A 12,559-nucleotide genomic window follows, 5' to 3' on the forward strand; every position below is an offset into this window, starting at 1 on the left:
GTTCAGTCCCGAAGGCTCGCGGCGATCAGATCATGCAAGTGTGAGGCCAAGGCGCGCCTATCGGTGGCGGCACTTTCCACAGCCGGCAGCAGCGTGATGCGGACGCCCAGGTCGCGCGCCGAGGCCACCCGCCACATGCTTTGCACCAATGTGGTCTCGCCGAGGAAATGCACCGCCTCGCTGAAGCGCGCGTGAGGGTCGTGAAAGCGCAGCACTGCCGCCTGCACCGGCGTGGCCGTGGCCACCGCGGCCTGCAGCAGGTTGGCATGGAAGGGCAGCGGCTCGGCGCCGGCGCCGGTCGTTCCCTCGGGGAAGACGCCGATGGTCTGGCCCTGCTGCAGCGCCGCCGCCACCGCGTGTACCACCCGCATCGCGTCGCGCTTGCGCTCGCGCTCGATGAACAGGGTGCCGGCGTTGCGGATCAGCCAGCCCAGAAGCGGCCAGCGCAGCACATCGGCCTTGGAGACGAAGCGCACATGGGGAGCGGCGGCATGGATGGCGGCAATGTCCAGCCATGAGACATGGTTGGCCACCAGCAGCGTCGCCCCCGGGTGGGGCGCGCCGCTGATACCGACCTCGAGGCCCAGCAGGCGCAGCACCTTGCCCGACCACCAGCGGATGCGCTCAACGCGCTCCGCTTCGGCCAGGCGCGGAAAGCGCGTCATCACCGCCATGCCGTGCAGCAGGTGCAGCGACACCCGCAGCAGGCGCCACAGCGCAAGGGCAGCACGCATCAGGCAAGGGCGGCGGCCTGGTAGGCCAGGGTGCCGGCCACCAGGGTGGCGCGCACGCGGCCGGGCAGGGCCATGCCGGTGGCGGCGAAGGCGAAGGGCGTGTGCTTGCCCTGGCTGGCCAGCGCGCCGGGCGTCACCGTCCATTCAGTCGCGGGATCGAAGATGCAGACATCCGCCACGCCACCTTCGACCAGGCGGCCGGCGCTGTTGGCCAGCGAACCTATGGCATCGCCCAGCACACGCACCGGCTCGCAAGTCACGCGGGCCAAAGTGGCGGGCAGGCCGATTCCGCTGTCCTGGCCCCAGCGCAGCGCCAGGCTGAGCAGCAGTTCCAACCCGGTGGCGCCGGGCTCGGCCTCGCCGAAGGGCAGATTCTTCATGTCCTCGGCCACCGGGTCGTGGTCGGAGACGAGGGCGTCTATCGTGCCGTCGGCCAGCGCAGCACGCAGCGCGTCGCGGTCGGCGCCCTGGCGCAGCGGCGGATTCAGCCGCATGTCGGCATTGAAGTAGCCGATGTCGACATCGGTGAGGTGCAGCGAGTTGATGCTGACATCGGCCGTCACCGGCAGGCCCTCGGCCTTGGCCGCGCGCAGCAGGGCCACGCCGGCGGCGCTGGAGATGCGGCACAGGTGGACGCGCGAGCGCGTGGCGCGCACGAGGTCAAAGATGGTGTGCAGCGCCACCGTCTCGGCCACCACCGGCACGCCGGCCAGGCCCAGGCGGGTGGCGACGGCGCCGGCCGCCGCCACGCCCTTGCCCAGCCAGGCGTCCAGCGGCCTCAGCCACACGGTATAGCCATAGGTGCCGGCGTACTGCAGCGCGCGCATCAGCACCTGGGTGTCGGTGATGGCCACGTCGGCCTGGGCGTAGCCCACGCAGCCGGCGGCGCTGAGCTCGGCCATCTCGGTGAGCGCCGTGCCGGCCAGGCCGCGTGTGAGCGCGCCGAGCGGAAAGAGCCGGCAGCGGCTGAGCTTGCGGGCGCGGAACTTGAGCATCTCCACCAGGCCCGGCTCGTCGAGCACGGGGTCGGTGTCAGGTGGGCAGACCAGACTGGTGACGCCACCGGCTGCCGCCGCCGCCAGCTCGCTTTCGAGCAGGCCCTCGTGCTCGCGCCCCGGCTCGCGCAGGCGCGCCGCCAGGTCAACCAGGCCGGGCGCGACGACCAGGCCGCTGGCGTCCAGCGTGCGGTCGGCCTGGAAATCGGTGGCGCGGCCCATGCTGACAATGCGGCCCGAAGCGATGGCGATGTCGGCCACCTCGTCGCGGCCCGAGGCCGGGTCGATGACGCGGCCGTTGCGGATCAGTATCTTCATGCCTGGTTCCCCGCGATGGTGCTCATCACCGCCATGCGCACCGCGATGCCGAAGGTCACCTGGGGCAGGATGACGCTGTGGCTGCCGTCGGCCACTGCCGAATCGATCTCGACGCCGCGGTTGATGGGCCCGGGGTGCATCACGATGGCGTCGGGCTTGGCCAGCGCCAGCTTCTCGGGCGTGAGGCCGAACTTCATGAAGAACTCGCCGGCGCTGGGCAGCACGCCGCCGCTCATGCGCTCGTTCTGCAGCCGCAGCATGATGATCACGTCGGCGCCGCGAATGCCCTCGGCCATGTCGTGGCAGACACGCACGCCCATGCCCGCCAGGTCGCCCGGCACCAGGGTCTTGGGGCCGACGGCGCGGATCTCGGGCACACCCAGCGTGGTGAGGCCGTGGATGTCCGAGCGCGCCACGCGTGAGTTGACGATGTCGCCGACGATGGCCACTGTGAGCTGGCTGAAATCGCGCTTGAAGTGGCGGATGGTGTACAGATCGAGCAGGCCCTGTGTCGGGTGGGCGTGGCGGCCGTCGCCGGCGTTGACGACGTGCACGTGCGGCGCGACGTGCTGGGCGATCAGGTAGGGCGCGCCGCTCTCAGCGTGGCGCACGATGAACATGTCGGCGTGCATGGCCGACAGGTTGGCGATGGTGTCCAGCAACGTCTCGCCCTTGGCCGTGCTGCTGCGCGCGATGTCGAGGTTGATGACGTCGGCACTCAGGCGCTTGGCCGCGATCTCGAAGGTGGTGCGCGTGCGCGTGCTGTTCTCGAAGAACAGGTTGAACACGCTCTTGCCGCGCAGCAGCGGCACCTTCTTCACGTCGCGGTCATTGACGCTGAGAAAGGTACCGGCGGTGTCGAGAATCTGCGTCAGCACGGCCTTGGGCAGGCCCTCGATGGACAGCAGGTGGATCAGTTCGCCGTGGGCGTTGAGCTGGGGGTTGCGGCGCGAGAGCATCAGCAGGCTTCTTCCTCGACGGCAAAGGTGAATCGGCCATGCAAGTCGCGCGCCAGGGACAGGCGTTGCCGGGCCGGCAGGGCCAGGCGCGCGGCGGCCACGGCGGCGGCGATGGGCAGCTCGCGGCCGCCGCGGTCGACCAGCACCGCCAGCGAGACGCTGGCCGGGCGGCCGTAGTCGAACAGCTCGTTGACGACGGCGCGTATGGTGCGGCCGGTGTAAAGCACGTCGTCGACCAGCACGATGTTGCGGCCGTCGATGGCAAAGGGCAGCTGGGTGGGGTCAGTGCCGGCGGCCAGGCCGCGCGAGCCGAAATCATCGCGGTGCAGGGTGCTGGAGATGACGCCGTGGGCGCCGGCCAGGCCCAGGTCGCGCTGCAGGCGCTCGGCCAGCCAGGCGCCGCCTGACCACACGCCCACCAGCACCGAGGGCTCGGCGCCGCGCTGCAACAGCGGGCGCACGCCCTCGCGCAGTTCTGTGTAAAGGGCTTCGGCGTCAAGTTCCAGCATGGTCGCGGGCCTGGGCGATGGGGTTGAGGAATTGCTCGAGGATCAGGGCCGCGGCGGCGGCGTCGGCATCGCGCGCCCCTGCGGCCAGCGCTTCGACCGTGGTGTAGCGCTCGTCGACCTCGTGTACCGGCAGGTGGAAGCGTCCGTGCAGCTGGCGCGCAAAGCGGCGCGCACGCAGCGTGTTCTCGTGCGCGGCGCCGTCAGGGTGGAAGGGCACGCCCACCACCAGGGCATCGGGCTGCCACTCCTTGACGAGCTTGGCGATGGCGGCAAAGCGCGCCTCGCCCTCGGCGGCCACGGTCTGCAGCGGCTGCGCATGGCGCAGCAGGGTGTTGCCGGTGGCCACGCCGACGCGGCGGGTGCCGAAATCAAAGGAGAGCAAGGACTGCGGCGCGGCGCGGCCGCCCTGCCCTTCAGGCATGCCCGGCCTCTTGCGAGAGCATCAGCGGGTCGAAGCCCAGCAGCGACAGCGCGCGGCCGTAGCGCTGCTCGATGGGGGTGTCGAAGATCACCTTGGGGTCGGCGTCCACCGTGAGCCAGCCGTTGCGGCCCAGCTCGTCTTCCAGCTGGCCGGCCTGCCAGCCGCTGTAGCCCAGGGTGATGAGCACCTTGCTCGGCCCGGTGCCGCCGGCCATGGCCTCGAGCACGTCCTTGCTGGTGGTCATCTCCAGCCCGCCGGGGATGGACAGCGTGGAGTTGTAGGCCGCCTGGTCGGGCGGACGCTTCTCGTGCAGCACGAAGCCGCGCTCGGTCTGCACCGGGCCGCCGAAATAGACCGGCTGCTCGGCCAGCTCCTGAAGGTCCAGCGCCAGCTCGACCTTCTCGAACAGGTTCTTGAGCTTGATGTCGATGGGCTTGTTGATCACCAGACCCAGCGCGCCCTTCTCGTTGTGCTCGCAGAGATAGACCACCGTGCCGGCAAAGGTCTCGTCCACCATGCCCGGCATGGCGATCAGAAACTGGTTGGTCAGGTCGATGCGCGAGGCAGATGCCATAGGCGCGATTCTATTCCGCCCCCACACTTGCGTTCGTGAGCAAGACCCCAAGCAAGCCTGCCGGCAAGCCCCTCGATCGCGCCCTCGTCTGGCTGCGCCGCGACCTGCGGGCCGACGACCACGCGGCGCTCTACCACGCGCTGCGCGCGGCGCGCCGGGTGTGGTGCGCCTTCGTCTTCGACCGCGACATCCTCGATCCGCTGCTCGCCGCCGGCCGCCAGGCCGACCGCCGCGTCGAGTTCATCCGCGACAGCCTGCTCGGCGTCGATGCCGAGCTGCGCGCGCTGGCCGCCTCGCACGGCGTCGAGGGCGTGAGCCTGCTCGTGCGGCACGGCCGCGCGCACGAGGAGATCACGGCGCTGGCGACGCGCTTAAGCGTGCAGGCGGTCTACGCCAACCACGACGACGAGCCCGCGGCGCTGGCGCGCGACGCCCGCGTGCGCGGCCTGCTGGCAGAGCAAGGCGTGGCGCTGCACACCAGCAAGGACGTGGTGGTGTTCGAGCGCAGCGAGGTGCTCACCCAGGGCGGCGGCGCCTTCTCGGTCTTCACGCCCTACAAGAACGCCTGGCTCAAGAAGCTGGTGCCCTTCTACCTGAAGGCCTATCCGGTGGCCCACCACGCCGCGGCGCTGGCGCCTGCACCCTCATCCTCGCTGCCCAGCGGCGTGCCGGCGCTCGAAAGCCTGGGCTTTGCGCGCACCAATCTTCACCAGCTGCGCCTGCCCACGGGCCCGGCCGGCGGCCACGAGCTGTTCGATGACTTCCTGCAGCGCATTGATGGCTACCACGAGACGCGCGACTATCCCGCCGTCAAAGGGCCCAGCTACCTGAGCACCCATCTGCGCTTCGGCACCGTCTCGATACGCCGGCTGGCGCGCGAGGCGGCACAGCGGCGCGAAGGCGGCTCGCGCGGCGCCGAGGTCTGGCTGTCGGAGCTGATCTGGCGCGACTTCTACCACCAGATCCTGGCCCACCACCCGCGCGTGGTGGGCGAAAGCTTCAAGCCGGAATACGAGCGCATACGCTGGGAGCACGGCAAGCAGGCCGACGCCCTCTTCGCCGCCTGGTGCGAGGGCCGCACCGGCTACCCGCTGGTCGACGCCGCGATGCGGCAGCTGGCCCAGACCGGCTATATGCACAACCGCCTGCGCATGGTGGTGGCGTGCTTTCTGTGCAAGGACTTGGGACTGGATTGGCGGCGCGGCGAGGCCTTCTTCGCGCTGCATCTCAACGACTACGACCTTGCCGCCAACAACGGCGGCTGGCAGTGGGCGGCCTCCTGCGGCTGCGATGCCCAGCCCTACTTCCGCATCTTCAACCCGGTGACCCAGAGCGAGAAGTTCGACCCCGAGGGCCGCTTCATCCGCCGCTACCTGCCCCAGCTGGCGGCCCTGCCGGCGGCGCTGATCCATGCCCCCTGGACCGCCCGCCCGGTGGACCTGGCGGCGCTGGGCCTGGTGCTGGGCCGCGACTACCCGCTGCCGCTGGTGGACCACGCGGAGGCGCGGGCGAAGACGCTGGAGCGCTACGCGGTGGTCAAGGGCGCTTGAGCCCAGCTCAACCCCGCACCTCCGAAAACCGCGCCAGCAGCGCCGCATGCCGCAGCGGCCAGGCCGCCAGGGCTGTCTCGTCGCCGTCGAACACGGTTTGCAGAAAGGCCAGCACCAGGCTCTGGGTCGCCGCCTTGACCTGCGGGTTGAGCAGGGCGCCCCCGGTGCCGCCGCGGTCGGTGAACATGCTGTGCGAGCCGCCTTCGTAGACGGCCAGCCATTTGCGCGGGCCGCCGGTGGCGTCGAAGACGGCGACGCGATCATCGGCGCCGCTGTAGTAGCCGGGGATGCGGATGATGTCCTCGGTGGCGGTGACATGCAGGCTGGGCACGGCGATGCTGGAAAGTATCTTGCGCGGCTCGCCCTCGCCGTAGAAGGGCGGCGCCGAGATCACGATGGCGGCGCGCACGCGCTCGTCGTGCAGGGCTATGGCGCCGCCCGGCCGTGGCACGCGGGCGCCGCTGGCCAGCAGCGTGGTGTTAGCGCCATAGCTGTGGCCGGCAGCGACGATGCGGCTCGCGTCGACGCGGGGGGCGTACACACTGTCCAGCAAAGTGTCGACGGCGAAGCGCCAGTCCTGCACCCGCGCCACCGCCTCGCCCTCTTGCGCCGCGTCGTGCAAGCGGCCGACCACGCCCCAGAGATTGCCGCCGGTCCAGATCTGGCGGTCGCTGCCCACATGCTGCAGGTGCAGGCTGGCCACGCCGTGGGCCGCGACGTGCTGGCCCAGCCACATATAGCCGCGCCGCGAGCCGCCGATGCCGTGCGAGAACACCATCAACGGCGCCGGTGCGCCGGCATGGGCCGCCCGCGGCAGATACAGCCGCACCGGCACCTCGCGCCGGCGCGCGCTGTCGGTCCAGTCCAGGTCCCAGGTGTCGACCGGCGGCGGCTCGGCGGCCGCCAGCGGCAGCGCAGCGGCACCCAGGGCTGCCAGCGACAGCCGCAGGCAGTCGCGCCGGCTGGGCAGGCCAGGCCTCATGCCACCCCCTGCGCCGGTTCAACTGCCGGTTTGCGCCGCCGCAGCCGCCGCAGCAGGCTGATGGCGTCGTCCACATAGGTGAAGAGCACCGGAATCACGAGCAGGCTCAAAAAGGTGCTGGTGATGAGGCCGCCGATGACGACGATGGCCATGGGTGCGCGAAAGCTGGGGTCGGTGCCCAGGCCCAGCGCGATGGGCAGCATGCCGGCGGCCATCGCCAGCGTCGTCATGATGATGGGGCGGGCACGCTTGTGGCAGGCGTCGAGGATGGCCTCGAAGCGCGCCAGGCCGTGCTCGCGCCGCGCCAGGATGACGTAGTCGACGAGCAGGATGGAGTTCTTGGTGGCGATGCCCATCAGCATGATGAGGCCGATCATGCTGGGCATGGACAGCGCCGTGTGGGTAATGAAGAGGGCCAGGAACGCGCCCGGGATCGACAGCACCAGCGCGCCCAGGATGGTGACCGGCTGGACGAAATCCTTGAACAGCAGCACCAGCACGATGTAGATGCACATCACGCCGGTCAGCATGGCCAGGCCGAAGCTCTCGAACAGCTCGCCCATGGCCTCGGCATCGCCGATCTCGGTCTGGGCGATGCCCGGCGGCAGGTTCTTCAGGCTGGGCAGGGCCATGGCCGCGTCCTTGACCTCGCCCAGCGGCTGCTGGTTGAGCTCGATCTCGAAATTGACATTGCGCTGGCGGTTGTAGCGGTCGATCTCGGCCGGCCCGCTGCCGATCGCCAGGCTGGCGACATTGCCCAGCATCACCGGGCCGCTCCGGCCCGGCACCGGCAGGCGTTCGAGCAGGGCCAGGTCGGCGCGCGCCGCGTCGGGCAGGCGCACGACGATGGGAATCTGGCGCTGGCTCAGGTTGAGCTTGGCCAGGCTCTGGTCGAAATCGCCCGCGGTGGCAATGCGCAGGGTATCGGCGATGGCCGCGGCGGTGACGCCCAGGTCGGCGGCGCGCGCCGTGTCGGGCGTCACCACCAGTTCGGGCCGCACCAGGCTGGAGCTGGAGGTAACGGCGCCGATGCCAGGGATGCCGCGCAACTCGCGCTCCACCACCGTGGCGTGGGCGGCCAGCACGGCGCCGTCCTCGCTGGCCAGCACCAGCACGTATTTCTCGCTGCTCTGGCCGAAGCCGACCTTGACGCGCGCCCCCGGCAGCACCGCCAGCGCCTCGCGCAGCTGCGACTCGATGGCCTGCTTCTTGATGCCGGGGCGGTCGGCGCGCGGCGTCATGTTGATGGTGAGCGTGGCCTTGCGCACATCGGGCAGGCCGCCGCCGGGGGTGAAGTTGTCGACCCCGGTGGCGCCGCCGCCGATGGCGCTGTAGACCATCTTCACATGCGGATGGCCCTGCACCAGGCTGCGCGCCTGCTCGGCCGCGGCAAAGGTCTGCTCGTAGGTGCTGCCCGGCGGCAACGTGAGCGTGACCTGGGTCTGGCTGAAATCGTCGGGCGGAATGAAGCCGGTGGGCAGGGCGGCCACCAGCCCGAAGCTGCCGACGAAGAAGACCGCGGTCACCAGCAACGTGACGATGCGGTGGCGCAGGCACCAGGCGGCCCAGCGGCGGTAGGGCGCCATCCAGCGCGGGTCGTGGTGTTCCTTCCTGGGCGGCTTGAGGATGTAGGCCGCCATCATGGGTGTCAGCATGCGCGCCACCACCAGCGAGAAGAAGACCGCGATGGCCGCCGTCCAGCCGAACTGCACGAAGAACTTGCCGGGAACACCGGCCATGAAGGCGGTGGGCAGGAAGACCGCGATCAGCGTGAAGGTGGTGGCAATCACCGCCAGGCCGATCTCGTCGGCCGCCTCCATCGCCGCCTGGTAGGGCGTCTTGCCCATGCGCAGGTGGCGCATGATGTTCTCGATCTCGACGATGGCGTCGTCGACCAAGATGCCCACCACCAGGCTCATGCTCAGCAGCGTGACGACGTTGAGCGAGAAGCCGCTGAAGTAGTTCATCACCGCGAAGGTGGGCAGCACCGACAGCGGCAGCGCCGTGGCCGCCACCAGGGTGGCGCGCCAGTCGCGCAGGAAGAGCCAGACCACCACCACGGCCAGCAGCGCGCCCTCGATCAGCAGCGCCATCGAGCCGTGGAAGTTCTCCACCGTGGCGTCCACGAAGTTGAAGGCCTCGGTGACGCTGATGTCGGGGTGCTCGGCCTTGAGCTTTTCGATGGCGGCGCGCACGCCGTCGGTCACATCGGTCTCGCTGGCGCCGCGCGAGCGCACGACCTCGAAGCCGACCACCGGCCGGCCGTTGAGCAGAGCGCCGCTGCGCCGCTCGGCCACGGTGTCGGTGACGGTGGCCACCTGGTCGAGGCGGATGCGCCGGCCCTGGGGGTCATTCGGCAGCGCCAGCTCCAGCCGAGCCAGCTCGGCCGCGCTCTTCACGGTGGCCAGGGTGCGCACGCTCTGCTCGATGCCGCCGACATCGGCGCGCCCGCCCGAGGCGTCCTGCTGCACCGCCTGCAGCTGGCGCGAGAGGCCGGCCGCGGTGATGTTGAGCGCCAGCAGCCGCGCCGGGTCAAGCTCGACGCGCACCTCGCGCGTGACGCCGCCCACGCGCGCCACCGAGCCCACGCCGCGCACCGCCAGCATGGCCTTGGTGACCTTGTTGTCGACGAACCAGGACAGGGCCTCGTCGTCCATGCGGCTGGAGGCCACGGTGTAGGTGAGGATGGGCGTGCCGGCGAGGTCCAGCTTGGCGATGGTCGGGTCGCGCAGATCCGCCGGCAGGTCGGCGCGCACCCGCTGCACCGCGGCACGCACATCGTCCAGCGCCTCCTGCGTGGGTTTCTCGAGGCGGAATTCCACCGTCACCAGGGCCACGCCGTCCTGCACCTTGGTATAGATGTTCTTCACCCCAGCCAGCGGTGCCACCGCGTTCTCGAGCTTGCGCGCAACCTCGGTCTCCATCTGGGCCGGCGCGCTTCCGGGCAGGCTGGCGGTGATGTTGATGGTGGGCAGGTCGATGTCGGGGAACTGCTGCACCTTCATCGAGCGAAAGCCCATCAGGCCCAGCACGGTGAGCAGTACGAAGAGCATCACCGACGGGATCGGGTTGCGGATGCACCAGGCGGAGACGTTCATCGCGGGCCTCGTCCCTTTGCCTCAGCGTGACGCCGTCTTCACTGGCGGCGGCGCATCGACCACGCGCACGGTGTCGCCGTCGGCGAGAAAGCCGCCCCCGCTGGCCACGACCCGGGCCTCGGGGTCGAGGCCGCCGGTGATCTCGATGCGCTCGCCGGCGCGGCGGCCGACGCCCACCTTGGTCTGGCGCACCTGGTTGCCGGGGCCCAACGTGAAGACATAGCTGAAGCCGTCGCGCTGCAGCACCGCGGTCTGCGGCAGCGTCAGCGCGCTGGCGCTTCCCAGATCGAACTCACCGCGCGCAAACATCCCGGCGCGTGCCTGGCCGGGCGCCGGCAGGTCGACGTAGACGATGCCGTTGCGCGTGGCCGCGTCCACCGTGGGTGCCACCATGCGCACCTTGCCGGCCACCGCCGGGCCACCCGCTGGCAGCACGCGCACGGCCTGACCGGGGCGCAGCTGCGCCAGCTCGCTGGCCGCGACCTCGGCCCGCCACTCCAGGCGGCCACGGCGAATCAGGCGGAAAAGCTCGGTGCCGACCGGCACCACGGCGCCGACGGTGGCGCTGCGCGACGAGATGACGCCGTCGTCGGGCGCCAGCACGCGGGCCTGGGCCAGGCGCAGCTGCTGCACCTGGGCGGCGGCGCGCAGCGCATCGAGCCGTGCCTGCGCCGTGCGCTCGGCGGTGAGGAATTGGTTGATCTGCTGCGCCGACAGCGCGCCGCTGGCCTGCAGCTCGCGCGCCCGCTGGGCATTGGCCGCCGCCTCGGCCAGCGTGGCCTCGGCCTCGGCCACCGCGGCGCGGCCCTGGGCCAGCTCGGCCTGGGCGAGATCGACGGTGAAGCTGGCCAGCACCTGGCCGCGCCGAACCGCGTCACCCACGTTGACCAGCACCTGGTCCAGCCGCCAGCCATTGCTTTCGGCGCCGATGAGGGCCTCCTGCCAGGCGGCGATGCTGCCGTTGGCTGCCAGGGTCAGCGCCAGCGCGGCGCGCTGGGGCTGGGTCAGCGTCACCGTCAGCGCCGGCTTGGCAGCCGCCGCGGAAGCTGCCGCCGCGGGGGCCGGCACGTCGGCTGCGCGCACGCTGAAGACCTGGGCGCCGCCGGCCAGAAGCAGCAGCGCGGCCAAGGCCAGCGCGGGGAATTTCAGGCCTGGCATCTGGGTTTTCATGGCGAGGCTTTGGACGGTCAGGAAGATAGGGAGGATGAAAGGACGGCAGGATTGGCGAGGCGGCTCTCGTCGAAACCACCGCCGAGCGCGCGGTAGAGCGCGATCCAGGCCTCGACGCGCTCGCGCTGCAGCTCGACCAGGGCGCCCTGGGCTGCCAGCGCATTGCGCCGCGCCGCCTCCAGGTCGAAGAGGCTGGCCAGGCCGCCCTTCTGCCGCGCCTCGGTGGCGCGCAGCGAGGCCTCGAAGTCGCGCGCCGCGGCCTCGGTGTCGACCTGGCGCGCCGCCGTGCTCTGCAGCGCCAGCAGGCTGGCCTCGACCTCGCGCAGGGCGCGCCGCAGCTGGGCCTGGTACAGCGCCACCGCCTCGTCGTAGCCGGCGCGCGCCGCCGCCGCAGTGGCCGCGCGGGCGCCGCCGTCGAAGAGGGGCAGGGTCACGGTGATAGGCCCTAGGCTCCAGGTCGTGCCGTTGACGCTGCCCGCGCTGCTGTGCAGGCCGACGCCGGCAATCGATCCGCTCAGGCTGAGCTGCGGCCGCTGGCGCGCGCCAGCCTGGGCGCTGTCGCCGGCGGCAGCGGTGACGGTGCGTGCGGCGGCCACGAGATCGGGGCGCTGGGCCAGCAGCGCCGCCGGCAGCGCGGCCACCGCCAGTGGCGCCGGCTGAGGCAGCCGTGCGGTGCCGGGGGCGAGCTGGCGGCGCAGCTCGGGCGCGGCGAGGGCCGTCAGTTCGGCCAGTGCCTCGACCCGCAGTTCGCAGCGCAACTGCTGGGCCGCCGCCTGCACGCGCGCCTGGGCGGCGCCGGCGCGCAGCAGGGCGGCATCGGCCGGGGCCGTGAAGCCGGCGCGCTCGCTCAGGTCGCCCAGGCGGGCGGTCTCGGCGCGCGAGGCGGCATCGTCGGCGGCCTGCCGGGCCTGCGATTCGCAGGCGCGCAGCGCGGTGTAGCTGCCAGCGGTCTCGGCCGCCACCGCCACCTGCGCGTCGTGCCAGCCGGCCTGCGCACCTTCCAGCCGCGCCTGCGCCGCGTCGCGGCCGGCGGCGAGGGCGCCGAAGAGATCAATCTCCCAGCCCGCCTGCAAGCCCAGGCTGGCACTGCTGCCAATGGGCCCGCCCAGCTCGGCGCGAGATCGGAAGAGCACACGTCTTAACTCAAGTCACGTTAAACGACCTCTTTTCCCGTCTTCTCCTTGACAAACAAAACAAACAACTGCACGTCACGGTGTGTGTGGGCGTTGACTACAGGCACAAAACCAGG

Annotated in this window: 10 protein-coding genes; 1 reads left to right on the forward strand and 9 read right to left on the reverse strand. The window is 71.2% G+C overall.

Features of this window, described 5'->3' with window-relative positions:
* Positions 1–2: 2 nt before the first annotated feature.
* Genes JMV16_RS11905 through JMV16_RS11930 form a run of 6 tightly spaced genes read right to left on the reverse strand, consistent with a single transcriptional unit; the run spans position 3 to position 4,510 of the window.
* Complete coding sequence (locus JMV16_RS11905; protein WP_201494493.1) at positions 3–734, reverse strand: lysophospholipid acyltransferase family protein; 732 nt, start codon at positions 732–734, stop codon at positions 3–5.
* Complete coding sequence (locus JMV16_RS11910) at positions 734–2,047, reverse strand: dihydroorotase (RefSeq protein WP_201494494.1); 1,314 nt, start codon at positions 2,045–2,047, stop codon at positions 734–736. The genes JMV16_RS11905 and JMV16_RS11910 overlap by 1 nt, the downstream gene beginning before the upstream one ends.
* Positions 2,044–3,006, reverse strand: coding sequence for an aspartate carbamoyltransferase catalytic subunit (locus JMV16_RS11915; protein ID WP_201494495.1), 963 nt, complete (start codon positions 3,004–3,006; stop codon positions 2,044–2,046). The genes JMV16_RS11910 and JMV16_RS11915 overlap by 4 nt, the downstream gene beginning before the upstream one ends.
* Complete coding sequence (pyrR, locus tag JMV16_RS11920) at positions 3,006–3,515, reverse strand: bifunctional pyr operon transcriptional regulator/uracil phosphoribosyltransferase PyrR (RefSeq protein ID WP_201494496.1); 510 nt, start codon at positions 3,513–3,515, stop codon at positions 3,006–3,008. Before pyrR ends, JMV16_RS11915 begins: the two co-directional genes overlap by 1 nt.
* A complete protein-coding gene (ruvX, locus tag JMV16_RS11925) occupies positions 3,502–3,936 on the reverse strand; it encodes a Holliday junction resolvase RuvX (RefSeq protein WP_201494497.1) in 435 nt (144 codons plus the stop codon). Before ruvX ends, pyrR begins: the two co-directional genes overlap by 14 nt.
* Complete coding sequence (locus JMV16_RS11930) at positions 3,929–4,510, reverse strand: YqgE/AlgH family protein (protein ID WP_201494498.1); 582 nt, start codon at positions 4,508–4,510, stop codon at positions 3,929–3,931. The genes ruvX and JMV16_RS11930 overlap by 8 nt, the downstream gene beginning before the upstream one ends.
* Positions 4,511–4,545: 35 nt before the next feature.
* Between JMV16_RS11930 and JMV16_RS11935 the strand changes: the two genes are divergently transcribed.
* Positions 4,546–6,060, forward strand: a complete 1,515-nt coding sequence (locus tag JMV16_RS11935; RefSeq protein ID WP_201494499.1) for a cryptochrome/photolyase family protein — start codon at positions 4,546–4,548, stop codon at positions 6,058–6,060.
* A gap of 7 nt (positions 6,061–6,067) precedes the next feature.
* Here the strand turns inward: JMV16_RS11935 and JMV16_RS11940 are convergent, their stop codons facing one another.
* From JMV16_RS11940 to JMV16_RS11950, 3 genes are read right to left on the reverse strand one after another with little or no spacing between them, the layout of a single operon-like run.
* A complete protein-coding gene (locus JMV16_RS11940) occupies positions 6,068–7,042 on the reverse strand; it encodes an alpha/beta hydrolase family protein (RefSeq protein ID WP_201494500.1) in 975 nt (324 codons plus the stop codon).
* Positions 7,039–10,140 carry an efflux RND transporter permease subunit gene (locus tag JMV16_RS11945; protein WP_201494501.1) on the reverse strand — a complete coding sequence of 1,034 codons (3,102 nt, stop codon included), beginning with the start codon at positions 10,138–10,140 and terminating at the stop codon, positions 7,039–7,041. The genes JMV16_RS11940 and JMV16_RS11945 overlap by 4 nt, the downstream gene beginning before the upstream one ends.
* 21 nt (positions 10,141–10,161) lie before the next feature.
* On the reverse strand, positions 10,162–11,310 hold the full coding sequence (locus JMV16_RS11950; protein ID WP_236580480.1) for an efflux RND transporter periplasmic adaptor subunit: 1,149 nt from the start codon (positions 11,308–11,310) through the stop codon (positions 10,162–10,164).
* Between the last annotated feature and the right edge of the window lie 1,249 nt (positions 11,311–12,559).

It is taken from the genome of Rubrivivax sp. A210 (assembly GCF_904426505.1).
GTDB lineage: Bacteria > Pseudomonadota > Gammaproteobacteria > Burkholderiales > Burkholderiaceae_C > Rubrivivax.

Excerpts from the sequence above, each read along its gene's own strand:
- JMV16_RS11905 (WP_201494493.1), bottom strand. The coding sequence starts at position 734 with ATGCGTGCTGCCCTTGCGCTGTGGCGCCTGCTGCGGGTGTCGCTGCAC.
- JMV16_RS11910 (WP_201494494.1), bottom strand. The coding sequence starts at position 2,047 with ATGAAGATACTGATCCGCAACGGCCGCGTCATCGACCCGGCCTCGGGC.
- JMV16_RS11915 (WP_201494495.1), bottom strand. The coding sequence starts at position 3,006 with ATGCTCTCGCGCCGCAACCCCCAGCTCAACGCCCACGGCGAACTGATC.
- pyrR (WP_201494496.1), bottom strand. The coding sequence starts at position 3,515 with ATGCTGGAACTTGACGCCGAAGCCCTTTACACAGAACTGCGCGAGGGC.
- ruvX (WP_201494497.1), bottom strand. The coding sequence starts at position 3,936 with ATGCCTGAAGGGCAGGGCGGCCGCGCCGCGCCGCAGTCCTTGCTCTCC.
- JMV16_RS11930 (WP_201494498.1), bottom strand. The coding sequence starts at position 4,510 with ATGGCATCTGCCTCGCGCATCGACCTGACCAACCAGTTTCTGATCGCC.
- JMV16_RS11940 (WP_201494500.1), bottom strand. The coding sequence starts at position 7,042 with ATGAGGCCTGGCCTGCCCAGCCGGCGCGACTGCCTGCGGCTGTCGCTG.
- JMV16_RS11945 (WP_201494501.1), bottom strand. The coding sequence starts at position 10,140 with ATGAACGTCTCCGCCTGGTGCATCCGCAACCCGATCCCGTCGGTGATG.
- JMV16_RS11950 (WP_236580480.1), bottom strand. The coding sequence starts at position 11,310 with ATGAAAACCCAGATGCCAGGCCTGAAATTCCCCGCGCTGGCCTTGGCC.